Origin of the sequence: Bradyrhizobium rifense (assembly GCF_008123425.1) — a bacterium.
Lineage (GTDB): Bacteria > Pseudomonadota > Alphaproteobacteria > Rhizobiales > Xanthobacteraceae > Bradyrhizobium > Bradyrhizobium rifense.
In genome coordinates, this window is sequence record NZ_VSSS01000108.1 from 1 (window position 1) to 18,858 (window position 18,858).

The 18,858-nt window shown below is 64.6% G+C and carries 25 protein-coding genes; 13 read left to right on the forward strand and 12 right to left on the reverse strand.

Going from position 1 to position 18,858, the window contains the following annotated elements; all coding sequences use genetic code 11:
- Positions 1-36: 36 nt before the first annotated feature.
- The 6 genes from FXB40_RS46245 to FXB40_RS46270 form a co-directional block, all read right to left on the reverse strand.
- Positions 37-819, reverse strand: a complete 783-nt coding sequence (locus tag FXB40_RS46245; protein ID WP_148778908.1) for an ABC transporter ATP-binding protein — start codon at positions 817-819, stop codon at positions 37-39.
- On the reverse strand, positions 807-1,862 hold the full coding sequence (locus tag FXB40_RS46250) for a dihydrodipicolinate synthase family protein (RefSeq protein ID WP_148778909.1): 1,056 nt from the start codon (positions 1,860-1,862) through the stop codon (positions 807-809). The genes FXB40_RS46245 and FXB40_RS46250 overlap by 13 nt, the downstream gene beginning before the upstream one ends.
- A 6-nt stretch (positions 1,863-1,868) precedes the next feature.
- Positions 1,869-2,690, reverse strand: coding sequence for a GNAT family N-acetyltransferase (locus FXB40_RS46255; RefSeq protein ID WP_148778910.1), 822 nt, complete (start codon positions 2,688-2,690; stop codon positions 1,869-1,871).
- Positions 2,677-3,714 carry an NAD-dependent epimerase/dehydratase family protein gene (locus tag FXB40_RS46260; RefSeq protein WP_148778911.1) on the reverse strand — a complete coding sequence of 346 codons (1,038 nt, stop codon included), beginning with the start codon at positions 3,712-3,714 and terminating at the stop codon, positions 2,677-2,679. Before FXB40_RS46260 ends, FXB40_RS46255 begins: the two co-directional genes overlap by 14 nt.
- Before the next feature lie 30 nt (positions 3,715-3,744).
- Positions 3,745-4,518 (reverse strand): ABC transporter permease, encoded by a 774-nt coding sequence (locus FXB40_RS46265; protein WP_148778912.1) that lies wholly within the window; start codon positions 4,516-4,518, stop codon positions 3,745-3,747.
- 81 nt (positions 4,519-4,599) lie between these two features.
- Positions 4,600-5,247 carry a TetR/AcrR family transcriptional regulator gene (locus FXB40_RS46270; protein WP_148778913.1) on the reverse strand — a complete coding sequence of 216 codons (648 nt, stop codon included), beginning with the start codon at positions 5,245-5,247 and terminating at the stop codon, positions 4,600-4,602.
- 100 nt (positions 5,248-5,347) lie between these two features.
- Here FXB40_RS46270 and FXB40_RS46275 point away from each other — a divergent pair, with 100 nt between their 5' ends.
- The 5 genes from FXB40_RS46275 (at position 5,348) to FXB40_RS46295 (ending at position 8,737) form a co-directional block, all read left to right on the forward strand.
- On the forward strand, positions 5,348-6,352 hold the full coding sequence (locus FXB40_RS46275; protein ID WP_148778914.1) for an ABC transporter substrate-binding protein: 1,005 nt from the start codon (positions 5,348-5,350) through the stop codon (positions 6,350-6,352).
- 207 nt (positions 6,353-6,559) lie between these two features.
- A complete protein-coding gene (gene minC, locus FXB40_RS46280) occupies positions 6,560-7,258 on the forward strand; it encodes a septum site-determining protein MinC (protein ID WP_148778915.1) in 699 nt (232 codons plus the stop codon).
- Positions 7,259-7,279: 21 nt separating this feature from the next.
- Positions 7,280-8,095 carry a septum site-determining protein MinD gene (gene minD, locus FXB40_RS46285; protein WP_148778916.1) on the forward strand — a complete coding sequence of 272 codons (816 nt, stop codon included), beginning with the start codon at positions 7,280-7,282 and terminating at the stop codon, positions 8,093-8,095.
- The gene (gene minE, locus FXB40_RS46290) at positions 8,092-8,373 is read left to right on the forward strand and encodes a cell division topological specificity factor MinE (RefSeq protein ID WP_092026121.1); all 282 of its coding nucleotides are present in this window, start codon (positions 8,092-8,094) and stop codon (positions 8,371-8,373) included. The genes minD and minE overlap by 4 nt, the downstream gene beginning before the upstream one ends.
- 178 nt (positions 8,374-8,551) lie before the next feature.
- Entirely contained in the window at positions 8,552-8,737 is a 186-nt protein-coding gene (locus FXB40_RS46295) for a hypothetical protein (protein ID WP_148778917.1), read from the forward strand.
- 76 nt (positions 8,738-8,813) lie between these two features.
- Here FXB40_RS46295 and FXB40_RS46300 read toward each other — a convergent pair whose 3' ends face one another.
- On the reverse strand, positions 8,814-9,062 hold the full coding sequence (locus FXB40_RS46300) for a hypothetical protein (RefSeq protein WP_148778918.1): 249 nt from the start codon (positions 9,060-9,062) through the stop codon (positions 8,814-8,816).
- A 102-nt stretch (positions 9,063-9,164) separates the two neighbouring features.
- Entirely contained in the window at positions 9,165-9,557 is a 393-nt protein-coding gene (locus tag FXB40_RS46305; protein ID WP_148778919.1) for a hypothetical protein, read from the reverse strand.
- Positions 9,558-9,686: 129 nt separating this feature from the next.
- Here FXB40_RS46305 and FXB40_RS46310 point away from each other — a divergent pair, with 129 nt between their 5' ends.
- Positions 9,687-10,472, forward strand: coding sequence for an SDR family NAD(P)-dependent oxidoreductase (locus FXB40_RS46310; RefSeq protein WP_148778920.1), 786 nt, complete (start codon positions 9,687-9,689; stop codon positions 10,470-10,472).
- Here the strand turns inward: FXB40_RS46310 and FXB40_RS46315 are convergent, their stop codons facing one another.
- Positions 10,473-10,703: a DUF6894 family protein gene (locus FXB40_RS46315; RefSeq protein WP_027530842.1), complete on the reverse strand. Its 231-nt coding sequence runs from the start codon at positions 10,701-10,703 to the stop codon at positions 10,473-10,475.
- Positions 10,704-11,071: 368 nt separating this feature from the next.
- Positions 11,072-12,079, reverse strand: a complete 1,008-nt coding sequence (locus FXB40_RS46320; protein ID WP_148778921.1) for a hypothetical protein — start codon at positions 12,077-12,079, stop codon at positions 11,072-11,074.
- Positions 12,080-12,362: 283 nt separating this feature from the next.
- On the opposite strand from FXB40_RS46320, the gene FXB40_RS46325 reads away from it, so the two are divergent.
- Complete coding sequence (locus tag FXB40_RS46325; RefSeq protein ID WP_148778922.1) at positions 12,363-13,016, forward strand: L,D-transpeptidase; 654 nt, start codon at positions 12,363-12,365, stop codon at positions 13,014-13,016.
- A gap of 158 nt (positions 13,017-13,174) precedes the next feature.
- Entirely contained in the window at positions 13,175-13,396 is a 222-nt protein-coding gene (locus FXB40_RS46330; protein WP_148778923.1) for a hypothetical protein, read from the forward strand.
- Here FXB40_RS46330 and FXB40_RS46335 read toward each other — a convergent pair.
- Both FXB40_RS46335 and FXB40_RS46340 read right to left on the reverse strand, forming a co-directional pair.
- Positions 13,393-13,830, reverse strand: coding sequence for a COG4315 family predicted lipoprotein (locus FXB40_RS46335; RefSeq protein WP_148778924.1), 438 nt, complete (start codon positions 13,828-13,830; stop codon positions 13,393-13,395). The two genes, FXB40_RS46330 and FXB40_RS46335, sit on opposite strands and share 4 nt — an antisense overlap.
- A gap of 126 nt (positions 13,831-13,956) precedes the next feature.
- Positions 13,957-14,415: a MarR family winged helix-turn-helix transcriptional regulator gene (locus FXB40_RS46340; protein WP_148778925.1), complete on the reverse strand. Its 459-nt coding sequence runs from the start codon at positions 14,413-14,415 to the stop codon at positions 13,957-13,959.
- A 102-nt stretch (positions 14,416-14,517) separates the two neighbouring features.
- On the opposite strand from FXB40_RS46340, the gene FXB40_RS46345 reads away from it, so the two are divergent.
- From FXB40_RS46345 to FXB40_RS46365, 5 genes are all read left to right on the forward strand, one after another.
- Complete coding sequence (locus tag FXB40_RS46345; RefSeq protein WP_187437596.1) at positions 14,518-16,440, forward strand: FAD-binding monooxygenase; 1,923 nt, start codon at positions 14,518-14,520, stop codon at positions 16,438-16,440.
- 140 nt (positions 16,441-16,580) lie between these two features.
- Complete coding sequence (locus FXB40_RS46350; RefSeq protein ID WP_148778927.1) at positions 16,581-17,546, forward strand: SH3 domain-containing protein; 966 nt, start codon at positions 16,581-16,583, stop codon at positions 17,544-17,546.
- A 169-nt stretch (positions 17,547-17,715) separates the two neighbouring features.
- The gene (locus tag FXB40_RS46355) at positions 17,716-17,994 is read left to right on the forward strand and encodes a hypothetical protein (protein WP_148778928.1); all 279 of its coding nucleotides are present in this window, start codon (positions 17,716-17,718) and stop codon (positions 17,992-17,994) included.
- A 247-nt stretch (positions 17,995-18,241) separates the two neighbouring features.
- Positions 18,242-18,448 (forward strand): hypothetical protein, encoded by a 207-nt coding sequence (locus FXB40_RS48560; protein ID WP_187437597.1) that lies wholly within the window; start codon positions 18,242-18,244, stop codon positions 18,446-18,448.
- Positions 18,449-18,533: 85 nt separating this feature from the next.
- On the forward strand, positions 18,534-18,851 hold the full coding sequence (locus tag FXB40_RS46365; protein ID WP_148778929.1) for a hypothetical protein: 318 nt from the start codon (positions 18,534-18,536) through the stop codon (positions 18,849-18,851).
- Positions 18,852-18,858 lie beyond the last annotated feature (7 nt).

The window sequence follows — 18,858 nt, forward strand, 5'->3', positions numbered from 1 at the left end:
GCGCCTTTGCCCACCCGGCACCTGTCGTGTGGTGAATTACGCCGCACCCAGCCCGAGCTTCGCATAAATCCGCCGCGCGTAAGCGCCGAACGCGTCCGTGGTCTTGAGCGGCAGGTCGCGCGGGAAGGGCAGGTCGATCGGGAAGTAGTCGGCCATCTTTGCAGGGCCCGCGGTCAGCACGGCGCAGTGCGAGGACAGGAACACGGCTTCCTGGATCGAGTGCGTGACGAAAATGATGGTCTTGCCGCTCTCGCGCCAGATCCGCAGCATCTCCAGATTCATCTGCTCGCGTGTCAGCGCATCGAGCGCGCCGAAGGGCTCGTCCATCAGGATCAGCTTTGGATCATGGATGAAGGCGCGCGCGATCGCGGTACGCTGCTGCATGCCGCCGGACAGCTCGCGCGGATATTTCTGCTCATAGCCGGCAAGCCCGACCAGATTGAGCAGATCGCGCGCCCGCTCGCGCGCGGCCTTCATCGGCAGTCCCACGATCTCGGCCGGCAGGAGCACGTTGTCCAGGATGGTGCGCCATTTCAGCAGCAGCGCCTGCTGGAACACCATGCCGATGTCGCGGGTGGGATCGAACGGGCTATCGGCATTGCCGATCGTCACCGTGCCGCCGTCGGCGCCGTGCAGGCCCGCGAGAATCTTCATCACCGTGGTCTTGCCGCAGCCGGACGGACCGACCAGCGACACCAGCTCACCTTCCTGCACGTCCATCGTGACGTCGGAGACCGCGAGAAACTCCGCGCCGCCGCTGCGATAGACTTTTCGGACGCCTTGCAGGCTGATGAAGGGTTTTGAGCTCATGCCAGCCATTTGCTCAGATTGTCGGCCACGAAAGCGTCGTCGCTGAGGTCGGCATGCTCGCGATACACGCGGTCGATCTCGTCCTTCTGGCCGGGGCTGAGGCCCTCGTTCGGATCGAGGCACCATAAGCCCTGCATCAGGCCCTGGCGCCGCAGCACCTCGTGGCAGCCGGCGATGCAGCCGTGAAAATTGTTGGCGACGTCGAAGAAGGCACTGTTGCAATCGGTGACGCGGGCATCGAGCGCGAGCAGATCGGCCGGCACGCTATCCTTGTGCCGCGCCGTCTTGCAGCGCTCGAACTGCTTGATGGCGCTCGCGGTCCACACCGACCAGTGGCCGAGCAGGCCGCCCTTGAAATAGGTGCGCGTGGTGACGCCCTTGTCGCGCAGGTCGAACGGCAGCATCAGGTCGAGCAGGATGTGATCGTCGTTGCCGGTGTAGAGCGCGACGCGGTCGAGCGCGCCGGCGGCTGCCACGCCGCGCAGCACATCGAGCGTGCGGTAGCGGTTGAACGGCGCGATCTTGATCGCGATCACATTGTCGATCGAGGCAAAGCGCTGCCAGAACCGGCTCGACAGGATGACGCCGCCGACCGCGGGCTGAAGGTAGAACCCGACCAGCGGAATCTCGGCGGCCACAGCTGAGCAGTGCGTGATGATCTCGTCCTCGGAGGCGCTCTTCATCGCGGCGAGGCTGAGGAGGCCTGCGTGATAGCCGATGTCGCGCGCGGTGCGGGCTTCAGCGATGGCCTGCGGGGTCGGGCCGGCTAGTCCCGCGACCATCGCCAGCGGTCGCTTGGTCCAGTTCGCCGCGGTCTCAGCGGCGAGCTCCAGCACGGGGCGGTAGAGGCCGACGTCGCGGATCGCGAATTGCGTGGTGTGCACGCCGACGGCAAGGCCGCCGGAGCCGGCATCGATGTAGTAGCGCGTCAGGGCGCGCTGATGCTTTTTGTCGAGCTGGCGCTCGGCGGTGAGCGCGAGCGGATGTGCCGGCAGAACGGTGCCCTCGGCAATCAGCTTGCGGATGTCGCTGTTGATCTGGCTGTGGTGCATGATGTTCTATCCGAATTCGGGGCCGGCGACGGCGAATGGCATTTCTTCAGCCATGGCGGTGGCGGGGCCGAACCGCATGCGCTGGAACGGCCGCTCGATGGTCCAGCCGGATGCCGTCAATCCCTCCAGGAACGCGGCCTGCGGGGCGACGGCGTCGATCAGCAGTGGTCCGGTCTCGGAGCGTACGATCGCATGGATCAGGGCCAGCGCTGCCGCGGCATTGTCGGCGAATAACGGGCCGATGTGGCGGGCGGTCCGGCCGTCGCGAACCAGCGCGATGGCTCCGTTCGCGGAGACGATGCGCGAGCCGGAGCGCCGTGCGAAGGCGGACAGCAGGGCGGTGCGATCGAGCCCAGTGGCCCGCCGGTCGCGCGCGCGAAGCGCGTCGAGTGTCGCGGCTGGCGGCGCCGCCGCGGGTGTCTGCGTCGGCCTGGCCAGCTTCAACCGCCGCAATTGCAGCGTCGGCGTAAAGCCGAGCGGCCCGTAGACCGCGACCCCGTCCGGCGTGGCATCAAGCCAGCTGGTCAGGCTGTTTTTGCGCGCGGTTTCCAGGCAGGCATCGACGAGGCGCGTGGCGAGACCGCGCCGGCGGTGGCTGGCTGTCACCAGCACCATGCTGATCCAGGCGTTGTTGCCGGAGTAGGGCAGCAGCGCGGCCGTTGCGACCAGCAGCACGCCGGTGCGGATGCCGAACACGACGCCGTCGCGCAGGAAGACGCGCCAGTCCTCTTCGGTCTGGTTCCAGTGCGCTTCCGTCGAGAGCACGAGCCCGGCCATGGCATCATCCAGGCCAAGCTTGATGACGGCAGGCCCGTCAGTAGCGGCCATCGCGCACCTCGTATTTGGTCGGCTTGCCGAGGCTCGGCATGGCGCGGGACACCCAGTCGGCGGTCCAGGCGATCAGCTGCTCGGTGTCGACCACGGGCAGGCCGAACAGCGCGACGGCTTTCGACGTGTCGGTCAGCCACGCCGTCGGCTCTTCCTGGCCTGTCAGCACCGGCGTGCGGCCGAAGCGCGCGCCGAATTTCTGCGCGAGATCGCGCACCGCCCAAATCTCGTGGCCGCTGACATTGATCGGCGAGGTCGGTGCCGTGCAATGCGCCAGGCACCGCAGCGCCTGTGCCGACGCATCGCCCTGCCAGATGAAATTGACGTGGCCAAGGCTGACGTCGATCGGGGTGCCTGCGAGCACCTTGGTCGCGATGTCGTGCAGCACGCCATAGCGCATGTCGATTGCGTAATTGAGCCGGAACAGGCGGCCCGGCGTTGAAAATCTGTGCGAAAAATACTCGAACATGCGCTCGCGGCCGACGCAGGACTGGGCGTATTCGCCGGGTGGGTTCGGTGCCATGTCCTCGGTCGAGCCCTTGCCGTCGACGGGCACGAAGGGATAGACGCAGCCGGTCGAGAACGCCACGATCCGCGACGACGGGAAGGCCTGCGCGACCAGCGCCGGCACATGCGCATTCATGGCCCAGGTCAGCGACAGATCGCCCTCGGCGCCGAACTTGCGGCCGGCCATGAAGACGATGTTCGGCGCCTTCGGCAACGCCTTGATGGCGGCCTCATCAAGCAGGTCGCAATTGATGGTCTCGACGCCGCGCGCGTGCAGCCAGTCCTTGACGCTGGCGTCGCTGAAGCGGGCAACGCCGATGACGCGGCGTTCGGGGGCCGCGGCTTTGGCCAACCCCGCCAGCGTCGGCCCCATCTTGCCGGCAACGCCGAGGATCATGATGTCGCCTTCGACCTTCTTGAGGTCGTCGATGAGCGCCTGCGTCGGACGGCAGAGGAGATCGTCGAGGGCTGCGATATCAGGAATGGTCTTCGGCAGCGTCTGGCGGGTGAGCAGCATGGGATGGTCCTTCAGCTAAGTCTGCCGTTTTCAGGTTTGTTTTGCATCGCCCACGACGAACATGCGTTCGAGGACGAGCACCAGGCCGTAAAGGGCGACGCCGAGCAAGGTCAGCAGCACGACGGCCATCACCATCGCGGGCGTGTCGAGAGATGACTGCACCTGGATCATGAGGTAGCCGAGCCCGCGCTCGGAGGCGATGAATTCGCCGACGATGGCGCCGGCGACTGCGAGGATGGCGCCGACCTTCATGCCGGAGAACACGTAAGGCAGCGATCCCGGCAGCTGGATCTTGCGGAACAGCGTCCAGCGCGAGCCGCGCAGCGATTTGACGAGATCGAGCAGATCGGGCTCGACCTCGCGCAGGCCCCGCGCTGTCGTGAGCAGGATCGGGAAGAAGCAGATGCTGAAGGCGATCAGGATGTTCGGCAGGATGCCGTAGGAGAACCAGACGATGAAGAGCGGACCGAGCGCGACCTTCGGGATCATGTTCAGCGTCACGAACAGCGGCAGCAGCACCAAGCTGAGCAGCGGCGCCCAGCTGAAGATCACGGCGAGTGCGACGCCGACGAAGGCGCCGAGCGCGAAGCCGCCGAGGATCTCGACCGCCGTCACCAGCGTGTTGGCGCCCCAGGCATAGCTCGCGGTTCCCAGCGTCTGCACTGTCGCGAGCGGTGAGGGGAGGACGAATTTCGGCACATGGAAGGCGTCGACCAGGACCTGCCAGAGCACGAGCACGGCCAGATGCACGATCAGGATGATCGCAAAGCTGCGCGCCGGACTGCTGGCTCCGTCACCTGCCACTGTCTGCTCCCTGTTGCCCGGCCTCACTGCCGCAACGCCGAGCCTAACCGGCCTTGGCGCTAGTTTCAACCAGTTGGTTGATTAGGGCCGGAGCGAATGCATCACCAAATCTGCGACATGCCGGCGGCGGGCTCGGCGCTGGGTGCGGCTCGACAGGTCCTTGCCGAAGATCGCCGACAGCGTCGGCGTGTTGGAGAAGAAGAAATAGCTCAGGCCTGCGATGGAGATGTAGAGCTGGACCGGGTCGATCCCCTTGCGGAACAGCCCGGCGCGCACACCTTCGTGCAGGATGTGGGAGACGCTCCTCACCAGCGGCGAATGCATTGCCTCCAGCCGCGTCGAGCCGCGGACGTGGCGGGCGCCGCCGCGGTTCTCGTCGTTCAAAAGCACGATGAAATCAGGGTTTTCCGCAAGGTGATCGAACGAGGCTTCGATCAGGCGGCGGATCGCCTTGTCCGGCGGTAGGCCCTCGAGATTGAGCTTGCGCTCCTGCTCGCGGATGTCCTCATAGACCCATTCGAGCACGGCGAGGTAGAGCGCGTCCTTGTCGCCAAAATAGTGGTAGACCAGCTGCTTGTTGACGCCGGCGCGCTCGGCGATCTCGTCGACGCGGGCGCCCGCAAAACCGTGCCGGGCGAACTCCAGCCGCGCCGCGGTGAGCAGCTTCTTGCGGGTGGCGACGGGGTCGCGCCGCTGCGGCACGGTGTCGCCTGAACGTTTTGCGGGCATTTCCAACCAAACAGTTGACAAGTGGAGGGCGGGCTTGTTGCATTGGTAGCCTCACACGGGGAGAGCGACAAGCCGGGTCGCGGCAATGGGGAGACAGACGATGAAACGTTTGCAGGCGACTCTTGTGGCTCTGGCGCTGGCTTTGCCGGCAATGCCGGCGAGCGCGGGCGAGGCGGTCAATCTGATCCTGAACTGGACGCCGACGGCCGACCATTCGCCGTTCTATTATGCCAAGGCGCAGGGCTGGTACGAGAAGGCCGGCATCGATCTGACCATCGAGGTCGGCAAGGGCTCCGGCGTGTCCGCCGCCAAGGTCGGCTCCGGCGGCTCGCCGTTCGGCATCGCCGATCTCGCCACCATGCTGGTCGCCAAGAGCAAGGGCGCCGACGATGTCGCGCTGATGAGCATCTACGCCAACACCGGCCAGACGTTCTACTGGCTGAAGAGCTATGGCGTGAACGGCGTGAAGGATTTCGCCGGCCACAAGATCGGCAATCCGCCCGGTGACGCCTCGCGCGTGATGTGGCCTGCCTTTGCCAAGGCCGCCGGCCTAGCGCCTGACTCCGTCAGCTTCGTCAATATCGGGCCGACCGCGAAGATCGCCGCGCTGAAGAGCCACACCGTCGACATCATCAGCGACTTCTACAACGAGCACGATCTGAAGGTGATCGAGTTCGGACAGGACCTCGGCTACGTCAACTGGAAGGACATCGGCCTCAATCCGTACGGCAATTCGCTGATCGTCAACGGCGCCTACCTCCAGAAGAACCCGAAGCTGGTCGAGGAGTTCGTGCGCATCTCGCAGAAGGCCTTTGCCGCCTGCGTCGCCGACGTCGCGCCGTGCCTGAAGGCGCTGCTCGACCAGGTGTCCGGTCTCGACAAGGAGAACCAGGAGCGCCAGTGGGAGCGGATCAAATACCTGATGACCGACGAGTTCACGACCTCGAAGGGTCTCGGCTGGATCGATGGCGAGCGGATGAAGAAGGACTATGAGCTGGTCCAGACGTATCTGGGCATGGAGAAGCCGTTCGACGTGATGAGCGCGTTTTCGACGAAGATGCTGGATCCCGCGATCAAGATGGATGCGAGCAAGGTGAGGAAGTAGGGCCCCGTAGCCCGGATGGAGCGAAGCGAAATCCGGGGCGGTGCATCTGCGGGCGAAAGAGTCCCGGATTGCGCTTCGCTCCATCCGGGCTACGAACCGGTGCTCGTCCAGCCACCCGCCCACGTGACCCCACGGAGAAATTAACCAGCCATTAACCATATCGGCGGCATCGTTAACCATTCAATAACGGGGAACGAGTCGGCCGCTATGGAGGCTGTAGCAAAAGTCCAACGCCAAATGGTGCGCCTGCGCGGGCGCTCCTATGTGGCCTTCGTGTTCGTGCCGACGGTTCCGATCCAGGACTGGCTCCAGGAGATCGACACCACCATCGCGCGCTCGCCGGGCTTCTTCGCCGGCCGGCCCGTGGTGATCGACCTGTCCTCGGTCGATCTCAGCCAGTCCGGCATTGGTCATCTCCTCACCAGCTTGCAGGACCGCAATATCCGCGTGCTCGGCATCGAGGGCGTGGAGGAGGCGCGGCTGACGCCGTCGATGCCGCCGCTGCTTTCGGGCGGGCGCAGTTGCGTCATCGAGCCGAGCGCGCCCAAGAAGCCCGAGGCAAAGGTCGAGACCAAGCCGACCTCGCTGCTGCTCGATAGCCCCGTGCGCTCCGGCCAGACCGTGATCTTCCCCGAAGGCGACGTCACCATTCTGGGCTCGGTCGGCTCCGGCGCCGAGGTCGTCGCCGGCGGTTCCATCCACATCTACGGCGCGCTCCGTGGCCGCGCCATGGCGGGCGTGAACGGTCACACCAGCGCGCGCATCTATTGCCAGAAGATCGAGGCCGAACTGCTTGCGATTGATGGATTTTATCAGACTGCGGACGACATCGACGCCGCCTTGCGCGGCAAGCCGGCGCAGGCCTGGCTGCAGGGGAATACCATGCGAATTACAGCACTGAACTGACCAGCAAAGGAGACATTTCAGATGAGTAAGGTACTGGTCGTGACATCAGGCAAGGGCGGGGTCGGCAAGACCACGACGACCGCCGCGCTGGGCGCCGCACTGGCGCAACGCGGCGACAAGGTCGTCGTCGTCGATTTCGACGTCGGCTTGCGCAACCTCGACCTCGTGATGGGCGCCGAGCGCCGCGTGGTGTTCGACCTCATCAACGTGGTGCAGGGTGTGGCGAAACTCCCGCAGGCGCTGATCAAGGACAAGCGGCTTGAGAACCTCTGGCTGCTGCCGGCCTCGCAAACCCGCGACAAGGACGCGCTGACCGAGGAAGGCGTCGGCAAGGTCATCGACGACCTGCGCAGCCGCTTCGACTGGGTGATCTGCGACAGCCCGGCCGGCATCGAGCGCGGCGCCTCGATGGCGATGCGTTTTGCGGACGAAGCCGTGATCGTCACCAATCCGGAAGTTTCCTCGGTGCGCGATTCCGACCGCATCATCGGCATGCTCGATTCCAAGACGGTGCGGGCCGAGAAGGGCGAGCGGGTCGAGAAGCACATTCTCATCACCCGCTACGATCCCTCGCGCGCCGCGCGCGGTGAGATGCTGACGATCGAGGACATTCTGGAAATCCTCGCAACGCCCTTGCTCGGCATCATCCCCGAGAGCCAAGACGTGCTGAAGGCCTCCAATGTCGGCACGCCGGTGACGCTGTCGAATGCGGATGGCGCGCCTGCGCGGGCCTATATCGACGCGGCGCGGCGGCTGTGCGGCGACACTGTGCCGATGCAGGTGCCGACCGAGCGCAAGGGCTTTATGGATCGTCTGCTGCGACGGAGGGCTGCATGAGCATGGGTCTGCTCCGGCTTCTCCGCGGCAACAAGGCGTCCGCACCCGTCGCTCGCGAACGGTTGCAGATCCTGCTTGCCCATGAACGCGGACTGCGCGGCCAGCCCGATCTGCTCGGCGTGCTGCGTGAGGAAATTCTCGCCGTCGTGTCCAGGCACGTCACGCTGGACCCGACCAAGGTCATCGTTCGGCTCGAGCGCGGCGACGAGGTCTCGACCCTCGAGGTCGATATCGAGGTGCCCAACGACTTCGAGCGCAAGAAAGCGGCGGTCGCGTAGGGGACGCGACTGAAAACGGCCCGTTTTGGGGTGGGTGAGAAGGCGGTCCGCTGGGCATAGCGGGCCGCCTTCGTCGTTTGGGCGTGCAAGCGGAACGAGACGCGCTACCCGATCGTTGTCGAAAACCCGCGGAGCGCCGAGCCGGGCGCCGCGGTTTCCTCAGAACCGGAGAGCGCCCATGATGTCCGAGGTCCAGGTTCACACCGTCGCCCGGCAGATGCTGGAACAGCATGGTTTCGCTGCAATTGCGAAGGCCGCCGAGCAGGCCCAGGCCTGCGAAGGCCGCGGCGATGCGGACGAGGCCAAGGAGTGGCGCCACATCGCCGATGCCATGAAGATCATGCGCGGCCCGCATCAGAGCTGATGGGCCAGCCTGCCAGCGCCTCGACGCCTTGGTAAGCGCCTGCATGCCGCCGCGAGCCGGGTCCTGCTCGGTGGGCCTAGCGCTCGCCTTGCTCGGCGCCTTGCGTCATCGGCTTGTGCTGCGTCTGCGGCTGTGCCCGCTCGCCGGTTTCCTTGCAGGGGAGCTGCTCCCAGGATCCGTCCGCCGCCTGCTGATAGGCGCTGCAGGACGAGGAGACTGCCTTGTCCTCGCCCTTCTGGGCATCGGAATTCTTCGCCAGCGCGGGCGCCGTCAGCACGGCGCCGGCCGCGAGCACGCCGGTGAAGACGAGATGAGTGATCCGCATGGGGTTCTCCGGTTTGAAGACGCCCCGCATGCTGGCCAGGAATGTGACGATTATGGGCCGCGGCGGCGGTTCCGTCGCCGCGTGCTTAACGGTGGGAAGTGCCTAGCCGCCCTTGCTGCGGATCAGGCCGGCCAGGTTGGTCTTCTGCTTCTCGCACCAATTGCTCATGCCGAGCCGGCGCTGGTCGAGATCGGTCGCTTGCGTCGCCACCGCGACCTCGGCCATGACGTCGTCGGGCTGTTTCTCGCCCATCTTGCCGCCGGTATGCATGAAGGCGATCGCCTTGCGCACCTGCTCGGTGGTGCCGTCGGGCAGCTGCATCTGTTGCGCCTTCTGCACCAGATCCTGGTAGACGACGTCCGTCCCCGGACACTGGACCTTGGCGGCGAAGGCTTGCAGTACCAGTGTCACGTAGGTCGAGCGCGGATGGTCGTCAGCCGCCTGGGCTGGAGCGGCGAGCAGCAACAGGCCTGCCATCAGAAAAGGGGTGCGCATCCTTAGTATCCTCCTCGTTTTTTTGAGAGGCTAGCGTCCGGCGGGCCGCTCTGCAATGGCTGCCGGGGCCGATTGTCGCCCGTTCGCGGCGCGCGCTACAGTCAGCCGTCCCCGGTCTCGGAGCACGACATGAGCCTGTTCAGTACACCGTTCGATCCCGCACGCGACAGGGCGCTCGTCACCGGTGCGGGCAATGGCATCGGCCGTGCGATCGCGCTGGGTCTGGTCGGCGAGGGCGTGCGGACGCTGTTTGCCGACGTCAGCGCAGAGCGGGTGAAGACCGCGATCGACGCGAGCGGGACGCCGGATCTGGCGCGGCCCTGTGTCGGCGATCTCGCCAGGCTTGATGCCTGCGACGAGTTGCTTGCAACCGCGAGTGCTGAGCTGGGCGAGGTCTCGCATTTCGTGCACAGCGCCTCTCCACCGCGGCGCGAGGCCGATCATGCACTCGCGGTCGATCGCCGGACCTGGCAGGAGATGCACGCCGTCAATCTCGATGCCGGCTTTCATCTGGCGCGCGAAATCGCAAAACGGTTGATCGCTGCCAAACGATCCGGCTCGTTTCTGTTTCTCACCTCGCTGCACGCGGGCACGCCGCGCAACCTTCCGCATTATTCGACGGCGAAGGCGGGGATGGCGATGCTGGTGAAGGAACTCGCGAAGACCTTTGGTCGTCACGACATCCGCGTCAACGCGCTGGTGCCGGGTGCGATCGCGGCGGGCGGCTTCGTCGCGGATGCTTCGCTGGCGCGGCACATTCCGCTCGGACGACTCGGCGAGGCCAACGACCTCGTGCCGATGGCGCTGACCGTGCTCTCGAACAGGCTGTCAGGCTACGTCACCGGTGCGGCCTTTGTCGTCGACGGCGGATTGTCGCTGACGAACTGGTTCGAAGCGCCGGTGCTGGATGCGTAGCTAGCGACGCCAGGCCGGCACAGGATCGAGCGGCGTGCGATAGACTTCGTTATGATCGCGATCGGTGACGCGCACCGCGCAACCTTTCCGCTGCAACTCAGGCTTCACCTGCGACAGCTCGGTGGCGAGTTGAACGGCGCGATCGGAGGCGACCTCGATGTCTTCGAGGATGATTCCGCCCTGGTTCTTGAACTCTTCACCAACCACGAGATCGAAGGAATAATACGGCATCCGAATTCCCCGGTGTGACGACCCAAATTTCCAAAAGAAGCCTTCAACGGAAGTCTTCAAAACAAGAGGGATCGTACCACTGAGTCGCTATCTATCCGATGAATGGATCGCGGAATCTCTGTGCTTATGGCGCAGAAATGATGTGCAGCATTCGAGCGCATTAAGATTTTATTAAATATATCCGCCTGATCATAAGGTATGGAATTGCAGCAGAACCGGGCTCCGGGAACCGGCAGCTGCAAGAGAAGGCCGGCGGCATAAATCCCGACGGCCTTTTCTCTTGGCGCAAATTGGCGCGTCACCGTAGTTGCACGGACTCACATCATCGCATCGAGTCGGACAGCTTGCTGTTGTCGTCTGATGCAGACCTAGTGCACCGGCATTGGTGGACGCACGACAGGTCCATCATCATCGGCAACAGTTTGCGTCGTCGCGACCGGTGGTGCTACCGGCGGCGGGCTTGCGGCAGCCTGTGAAGGCGACGGAGGCGCGATCGGCGGCGGCGAATAAGCCGGCGTGTAGGTGTGTGACACGACCGGCTTCGGTTTGCGAACAGGCGGCGGCATCGGCGCCGGAGGGCGCGGTTGCAGCGCAGACACGCGCGCGCGCGGATCGACCGGCGGTTTTGCTTCGGCGACCGGCTTTGGCGCGGATGGCTTCGCGATGTCGCGGACCATCTGCTCCTGACCGGCCTTCAACTCGGCGATGTTCGCCTTGAGCTGCTCGATCTGCTGCGCCATCGCGGCGATGTCGCGCGTCATTGACGCCACTGTTTGCGTGGCATCGGCTTGTGTCGGGGCGGGCGCGGCAGCGGCCGTGACAACCGGTGCTGCGGGCGTCGCCGCAGTTTGGTCGGTGGCCTGATCCTGTGCGACCGGCGGCGCGGCTTGCGCGGCTGCGACCGGCGCCGTCTGGGATGTCGAAGGTAGCAGCGACGCCAGAGCCGGTGTCCATTCGGCAAGCATCTGCGTCGCGGTGTCGCCGTGCTTCTCCCAGGCGATCGTTGCGGCAGCGCTACCGCCCGCAAACAGGAACGTGACGAACGCGCCGCGCAACAACTTGCCGGCGGCCGATCGCTTCGGTCGGCTGTGACCCTCGCTCGCGGTCACGCGCACGGCGGTGTCGACCGAGGCCGCAGCCGGCTGCGGCCCCAGGACGGGAATGACCTTCGGCTCCAGATGAATTTTGGGCCCCGGGGCGAATTTCGGCTCCGGACGGGCCGTGAACTCGGGTGCCAGCGTTGGGGCCTCGCTGCTCACGCGCGAAGCCCGCACCATGTCGGGCGAAATCTGGACGGCGTCGTGCGGATCGTTGTTGCTGACCGTGTCTTTCACGATCTCATCGACGATCTGCCGGCTGTTCAACGTCGCGAGCATCGCAGCTCCTCTGAAGGCTGGTCGTCCGCATTGGCGCGAGCCGATCTGTTGCGTGGGCCCATCCCGATCTGTTCAGCTTGGGCCGATGTCGCACGAGTCCAGCCGGGTTTGACCAAAGCAAGGCGAGGCGATGGAGACATCGCGACAGTCTTCCGACGTTTGTGTCGACGGAACCAGCCGTACTGAACACGGGCACGTGTTCCGCGCTGCCTTGTTTTCAGCACGATTTGGGCAGCATTCTCGCGGTGCTGGGGGTGCTGCTATCCGCTATCGGGGGCCGGCGGTGCCAAGATCTCTACTCGCTTTGTTCGTCGTTGCCTTGCTGCCACTCGGCGGCTGCATGCAGACGACTCTCTCGCCATCGACGGATGCGAGCATGACGGCGCGCGACCGGCAGTTGCTGGCGCACACGCCTTACGCCCAGGCCAACGTGCCCGAGCAATATCTCCGTCATATCGTCGATTATCCGCGCAAGGAGCAGCCGGGCACGATCCTGGTCGATACCGATGCGCGCTATCTCTATTACGTGCTGCCCGACGGCAAGGCGATCCGCTACGGCGTCGCGGTCGGCGAGGAGGCGATGGCCTTCTCGGGCGTCGCGCGCGTCGGGCGTCTGGCGGAATGGCCGGACTGGGTGCCGACCGCAGAGATCCAGGCGCGGCTCGGGCCGTATCCGGCGCGCGTGGCCGGTGGTCCCGCCAATCCACTGGGTGCGCGCGGCATCTATCTCTATACCGGCAACAAGGACACGCTTTACCGCATTCACGGCACCAACCAGCCGGAATATATCGGGCAGGCGATCTCCTCGGGCTGCATCCGGATGCGCAACGAGGATGTGATCGATCTGTTCGATCGGGTGAAGCTCAACGCGACCGTCGTGGTGCTGCCGCCCGGACAGAGTGCGCAGGTCGAGGCGGGCTCCAGTTGGCGCGGGTGAGGCAGCAGATCTGACCTGTCGTATCAGCCGTATCACTGAGGCTTGATTGACGAGACCGCGTCGATCGACGACCAGGCCGCTGCAAAAGTGAACTGCTTCACAAGGCGCTAGGCGCGGGTTGCGCTATGTCTCAATGGCTCGTTGCCATTGGAGGCATCATGCAAAAATTTCTTGATCAATTGAATGAGGACGACCGTCGCGTTGTCCGCAAGTGGCGTTTGGCCACGCTTGGCTTCTACGGATCAATCCTGGCCGGATTGGTCGTGTACACCGTGCTGCACTGGAATCCGGAGGTGAATTACGCCTCGGCCGATTCCGCGGCCCATGCGAAGTTCGTGGGCACGCCAGTCAGCGACGGACGCGCGCCGTTCCGGCCTTAATCCTCGGGCCGCGCGACGCGCCATTGCAACGTCGTGGCTGTACCATTGGCTTCGCCCGGCGCCTTGTCGGCCACCGACGTGTAGAGCGGGCGGTAGCGGAAGGCCCACATCTTGCTGCCGTCGTTGCGGGTAATCGGCGTGAAATCGCCGGTCGCCTGGGCATTCGCGGGAGCCGTCAGCGGAATCCAGGCCTCAGCACATTTGCCGTTACAGCTCGACGTCTTGCCACTGGTGTCACGCTCATAGAAGTAGAGCGTCATGCCCTTGAGATCGACGAGCTTGGGACCCTGCTTGGTCAGAACGTAGCGCGCGGGTGCGGGCACCGCCTCGGTCTTCGCCGGAGCAGGGGCTTCGCCGCCGCCGCCATGCCCGTTCGCGAGCGCATGACCGGTGGACAGTGCGATGACCGCGGCGGCAATGACGAACCTGAACATCCGAAACTCCAAACCGGCAAAGTTAATCGCGCGTTAAGCGCAGAATTGGCGCCGACCGTAACAGCCGAAGGTTAGTTCCAGGTTTCGCGGGTCTGCGACAAATACGTACAAAACTGCGGGGTGCGCCTATACCTCGCGCAGGGGGGCGCGACTGAGCTCGTTGCCGGCGGCGATGGCCTTGCGCAAGAGCCGCATCAAATCCTCGCCTTCCTTGGCGCTGAGGCCGCGCAGCATGATCGCTTGCGCGGATTCGACGGCCGGCGTGATCTTGCGCAGAACGCGGCGGCCCTCATCGGTGATTTCGAGCTCGCGGGCGCGGCGGTCGCGGCTTGAGGCGCGCCGCTCAGTGAGGCCCTTCTGCACGAGGCGATCGACCACGCCGGTGATGGTGGTCCGGTCATAGGCGATCAACCCTGCGAGCGTGACCTGGTCGAGCCCGGGATTGGCCTTGATGGTCGCAAGGGCTGCGTACTGCACCGGGGTGAGGTCGAAACCGGCTTCGCCGACCTCGGCCAGAAACACGGCGACCGCGATCTGCTGGAACCGGCGCGCCAGATGGCCGGGCATGTCGTTGTTGTCTTTCACCGAATTCTCCGTGAGAGCAGGACGGTGGACGATTATTGACAAGTATACTGATAGTCAGCATACTGAGCAATATCCAACAAGACGTCAACGGGAGAGGTGCTCATGCAATTCCATCTCAATGGATTTAGGCCGGGCGACCCCGAGATTGCCGATTCCGCCGAGCGCATTCAGGCCTTGGGCGCCGTCGGCGCCGTGCCTGACGAGGTCGATATCCTCATCGTCGGCTGTGGCCCTGCGGGCCTGACCCTCGCGGCCCAGCTCGCGCAATTCCCTGATATCAAGACCTGCATCGTCGAGCAGAAGCAGGGCCCGCTCACCGTTGGCCAGGCCGACGGCATCGCCTGCCGTACCATGGAGATGTTCCACGCCTATGGTTTCAGCGAGCGCGTGCTGAAGGAGGCCTATTGGGTCAACGAGACGACGTTCTGGAAGCCGGACGAGCGCGCCCCCGAAAAAATCGTTCGCAGCGGCCGCGTGCAGGACGTCGAGGACGGGCTGTCGGAATTCCCGCATGTCATCCTCAACCAGGCGCGCATCCATGACGGGTTTCTCGACGTCATGCGAAAGTCGCCGGCCAAGCTCAAGCCCTATTATGGAAGGCGTCTGCTCGACCTCCAGGTCGATCCGGCCGCTGCTACCATCGACCATGCCGTGACCGTGCGCCTCGAACGCATCGATGCTGCGAACGAGGGTAAGGTCGAAACGATCAAGGCGCGTTACGTCGTCGGTTGCGACGGCGCGCGCAGCACAGTGCGCAAATCGATCGGCCGCGAGCTGCATGGCGATTCCGCCAACCACGCCTGGGGCGTGATGGACGTGCTGGCGATCACCGATTTTCCCGATATCCGCTTCAAGTCGCTGATCCAGTCGGCGAAGGACGGCAGCCTTCTCATCATTCCGCGTGAAGGCGGCTACATGGTCCGCCTCTATGTCGAGCTGGCAAAGCTCGACGTCGGCGAACGCGTCGCCAACCGCAACATCACGGCTGAAGACGTGATTGCGAAAGCGCAGCGGATCCTTGCGCCGCACAAGCTCGACGTGAAAGAGGTCGCCTGGTGGTCGGTCTACGAGATCGGCCAGCGCCTGACCGACAAGTTCGACGACGTGCCGGAGGCCGAGATCGACACGCGCCTGCCGCGCATCTTCATCGCCGGCGATGCCTGTCATACCCATAGCCCGAAGGCGGGGCAGGGTATGAACGTCTCGATGCAGGACGCCTTCAACCTCGGCTGGAAGCTTGCGGCTGTCCTTCGCAAGCAGAGTGCACCGAGCCTGCTGCATTCCTACTCGGCCGAACGGCAGGCGGTGGCGAAGGAGCTGATCGATTTCGATCGCGAATGGGCCGGCATTCTCGCCTCTGCAGCGAAAGCCGGCGGTGCCGATGCCGCCAAGACGCAGGATTATTTCGTCAGGCACGGCCGCTACACCGCAGGCACGGCGACGCATTACACGCCGTCGATCCTCACCGGCGCAGCCTCGCATCAGCATCTCGCGCAAGGCTTCGTCATCGGCACACGATTCCATTCGGCGCCTGTGATACGGCTTGGAGACGCGAAGCCAGTGCATCTCGGCCACGCGGGGCAGGCCGATGGCCGTTTCCGCATCTACGCGTTTTCTCCTTCTGAGAATCCTCAAGGGGCGAGCTCGGCCATTCGTGCTCTGTGCAATTTCCTCGCCGAGTCCCGGAAATCACCGATCAGGCGATATACGCCTGTCGGCGCCGACATCGACGGCGCGATCGACCTGCGCGCGGTGTTCCAGCAGGATCATCGCGAGCTCGCCATTGAGGATATGTCGCCGATGTTGCTCCCGAGCAAAGGCCGATACGGCTTGTACGACTACGAGAAGATGTTTTGTCCGGACCTGAAGAGCGGACACGACATTTTCAGTATGCGCGGCATTGATCGAAAGGCCGGCTGCATGGTCGTGGTGCGGCCCGATCAATACGTTGCACAGGTTCTGCCGCTCAATGATTTTGCGGCGCTCGCCGCCTATTTTGACGGCTTCATGTTGCAGCAGAGGTAAAGCGTGGTCCGCCGATGAACGGCGGATGAATATTGAACTGCGTGCGCGGCGCGCCTCTCAGTCTTTTGGCTGATGCGACCTTTGCGCACGGAACGCTTCGTTCCGCTCGCGCGTTCCGCCTCTCAGAGGAGGACTACGCCATGAGACTGAGAACCGCTTTAGTTGCAGCATTGCTGCTCGCGCCGACGGCCGCATTGGCCGCGCCAGGCATCGTCACTGTCTCGACCGGTCTGCGCGCCGGCCCGGGGGCGGGCTTTCCACTTGTCGATCGCGTCCCCGAGGGCGCCCGCGTCAACATCCATGGTTGCCTGCGTGGCAATGCCTGGTGCGACGTGAGCTTCTCCGACGACCGCGGCTGGGTGTCGTCGCAATATCTCGAATATCTCTATCGCAATCACTACGTTTATCTGCCCGATTATGCCGACGAGGTCGACGTGCCCGTCGTCCCGTTCGTGCTGAGCTCGTACTGGTCGAGCTATTATGAGGGGCGCCCCTGGTATCGCCGCCACGCCCACTGGAATAACTACTGGAGTTCGCATGAGCGCTTTGCGACGCGGATGACCATCGACCCGCACGCCGCACGCATCGGACGTGCAGCGACGCGTGACGCCGCGATCGCGCTGGGCCGCGACGCGCATGCCAGGGGTGACGCGCATGCCAAGGGTAATGTCACGGTCTCCGGGCGTGATGCCGCGACGGCGCGGCATGATGCGGCCATCGCAAAGCGCGACGTTGCGGTTGGCGTCGATCGGAATCGTACCGAACGGAGCCAGCGTTTCGTCAACGAGCGGACCGCGGTGCAGGGCCGCAATCCCCGCGATGCGCAGGCGCACATGATGCACGAACAGGCGGCAAGCCGCGCCGCAGTCCACGCGCAGCCAATGGCGCGTGCACATGAAGCGCCGCGTGTGTCAGCCGCGCCTGTGGCCCGGCCCGCGATGCCTCATATGGCTCAGCCGAATGTCAGCCATGGTGCGCCGATGAACGCGCATGCCCAGATGCCGGCGCCGCGAGCGGCTGCGCCTGCGATGCCGCATCCCGGTGGAGGCGGTGGCGCTCCCCATATCAATGCGGCCCCGCACGGCGGCGGCCCGCAGAAGCACTAGCATCGACCGACAAAAGCCCGGCCTTCGCGCCGGGCTTTTGCTCGGGCTGCCCCGGTTCCGTGCGCGTACAATTTAAGAAAGTTCTTCGCCGGCAGATTTCATCGATCGTAATATGTGTATTCAAAGCTGTAAGCATCCACTCGGGGCAGCGGGGCACGGGAGGATGTAGATGAGACAGAGCCAGGCGGAGTCGCGCCGCCAAAATGTCGCGAAGCGGTCGATGACCAAAGAGGCAAGGCAGCTGGCCAACCTGATTGCCGGCTTGCGCAAATCCCTCGACGGCATCCACAAGGAGCGGACGAGCACAAAGCTCTCCGGCGCCGAAATGGGGATGCTCGACGAGCGCCGCAACAATTTGTTGCTCACCATTGCTGCCCTGGACGATCGTCTGTCGGCTGTGCAGGGGCTGATCGATCTCGGCCGTCCACACGTCATCCGCGTCCATTGAGCGGATCGGCTCGGCATTATCGGTTCCGTCGCGGCGGCGATGGGCCGGCGCCCGGCTGGCGGCTCTGCGCCGCACGGGCTTGGCGGCGAGCAAGCTCCCGGCAAGCAAAATCGCATTGATGTTGCGGCGTATCGACCTCCGACGCTCGGCTGGAACCGGTGCCGGCGCACAATGCTGCCGCGGACGGCACCAAATTGCCACGCTCCCGGCGAATTGCCGCCAAAGCCCGCTGCCACGAGGGGAACGGGTGCAGGGCAACGCAAGGGGACAAGCATTGGCCTACAAAATGGTCGCAGAACGCGACAATGAGAAGTACAGTTTTGCCCGCGAGAGCCGCTTGCTCATCGTGGCGAAGGCGAAGGTTTGGGCGAGCGAAGGATGGCGGGTCGTCATCACCGATCAGGACGGCAAGGCCTATGCGCCGCCGGAGTTCGATCAGTTGCTGGCGGCGTGATCGCAAGACGGGCTAGGGGACGACATTGAGATCGCACATTCGACCGGGGCGCGAACTCGTCGCGCCTCTGGTGATTCTCGGGGCCATGACTGCTGCCGCGATCGTGCTGACGGCACCGCTTGCGTCCGCGCAAAATCTCGACGCCGGCAAATCGCCCGAAAAGCTGTTCGCCGACGGTTGCACGGCCTGCCATCGCAGTCCGCAGGGGCTTGCGAAAGGGCGCTACAGCCTGACGCTGTCCTGGTTCCTGCAGGACCATTATTCGGCCAGCTCCGATAGCGCCAAGGCGCTCGCTGCCTATCTGGTGTCGGTCGATACGCCGGCTCCAAGCGCTCCGGCGAAGCCTGGCGCAAAGTCAGCGCGATCCAAGCCGCGTCCGCCTAAGCCGGCGCAGAGCCAGTAGTCGCAGC

Bases quoted from the DNA above. Each gene is read 5' to 3' on its own strand.
- FXB40_RS46245 (WP_148778908.1), bottom strand. From the start codon at position 819: ATGGCTGGCATGAGCTCAAAACCCTTCATCAGCCTGCAAGGCGTCCGA.
- FXB40_RS46250 (WP_148778909.1), bottom strand. From the start codon at position 1,862: ATGCACCACAGCCAGATCAACAGCGACATCCGCAAGCTGATTGCCGAG.
- FXB40_RS46255 (WP_148778910.1), bottom strand. From the start codon at position 2,690: ATGGCCGCTACTGACGGGCCTGCCGTCATCAAGCTTGGCCTGGATGAT.
- FXB40_RS46260 (WP_148778911.1), bottom strand. From the start codon at position 3,714: ATGCTGCTCACCCGCCAGACGCTGCCGAAGACCATTCCTGATATCGCA.
- FXB40_RS46270 (WP_148778913.1), bottom strand. From the start codon at position 5,247: ATGCCCGCAAAACGTTCAGGCGACACCGTGCCGCAGCGGCGCGACCCC.
- FXB40_RS46275 (WP_148778914.1), top strand. From the start codon at position 5,348: ATGAAACGTTTGCAGGCGACTCTTGTGGCTCTGGCGCTGGCTTTGCCG.
- minC (WP_148778915.1), top strand. From the start codon at position 6,560: ATGGAGGCTGTAGCAAAAGTCCAACGCCAAATGGTGCGCCTGCGCGGG.
- minD (WP_148778916.1), top strand. From the start codon at position 7,280: ATGAGTAAGGTACTGGTCGTGACATCAGGCAAGGGCGGGGTCGGCAAG.
- minE (WP_092026121.1), top strand. From the start codon at position 8,092: ATGAGCATGGGTCTGCTCCGGCTTCTCCGCGGCAACAAGGCGTCCGCA.
- FXB40_RS46295 (WP_148778917.1), top strand. From the start codon at position 8,552: ATGATGTCCGAGGTCCAGGTTCACACCGTCGCCCGGCAGATGCTGGAA.
- FXB40_RS46300 (WP_148778918.1), bottom strand. From the start codon at position 9,062: ATGCGGATCACTCATCTCGTCTTCACCGGCGTGCTCGCGGCCGGCGCC.
- FXB40_RS46305 (WP_148778919.1), bottom strand. From the start codon at position 9,557: ATGCGCACCCCTTTTCTGATGGCAGGCCTGTTGCTGCTCGCCGCTCCA.
- FXB40_RS46310 (WP_148778920.1), top strand. From the start codon at position 9,687: ATGAGCCTGTTCAGTACACCGTTCGATCCCGCACGCGACAGGGCGCTC.
- FXB40_RS46315 (WP_027530842.1), bottom strand. From the start codon at position 10,703: ATGCCGTATTATTCCTTCGATCTCGTGGTTGGTGAAGAGTTCAAGAAC.
- FXB40_RS46320 (WP_148778921.1), bottom strand. From the start codon at position 12,079: ATGCTCGCGACGTTGAACAGCCGGCAGATCGTCGATGAGATCGTGAAA.
- FXB40_RS46330 (WP_148778923.1), top strand. From the start codon at position 13,175: ATGCAAAAATTTCTTGATCAATTGAATGAGGACGACCGTCGCGTTGTC.
- FXB40_RS46335 (WP_148778924.1), bottom strand. From the start codon at position 13,830: ATGTTCAGGTTCGTCATTGCCGCCGCGGTCATCGCACTGTCCACCGGT.
- FXB40_RS46345 (WP_187437596.1), top strand. From the start codon at position 14,518: ATGCAATTCCATCTCAATGGATTTAGGCCGGGCGACCCCGAGATTGCC.
- FXB40_RS46350 (WP_148778927.1), top strand. From the start codon at position 16,581: ATGAGACTGAGAACCGCTTTAGTTGCAGCATTGCTGCTCGCGCCGACG.
- FXB40_RS46355 (WP_148778928.1), top strand. From the start codon at position 17,716: ATGAGACAGAGCCAGGCGGAGTCGCGCCGCCAAAATGTCGCGAAGCGG.
- FXB40_RS46365 (WP_148778929.1), top strand. From the start codon at position 18,534: ATGACTGCTGCCGCGATCGTGCTGACGGCACCGCTTGCGTCCGCGCAA.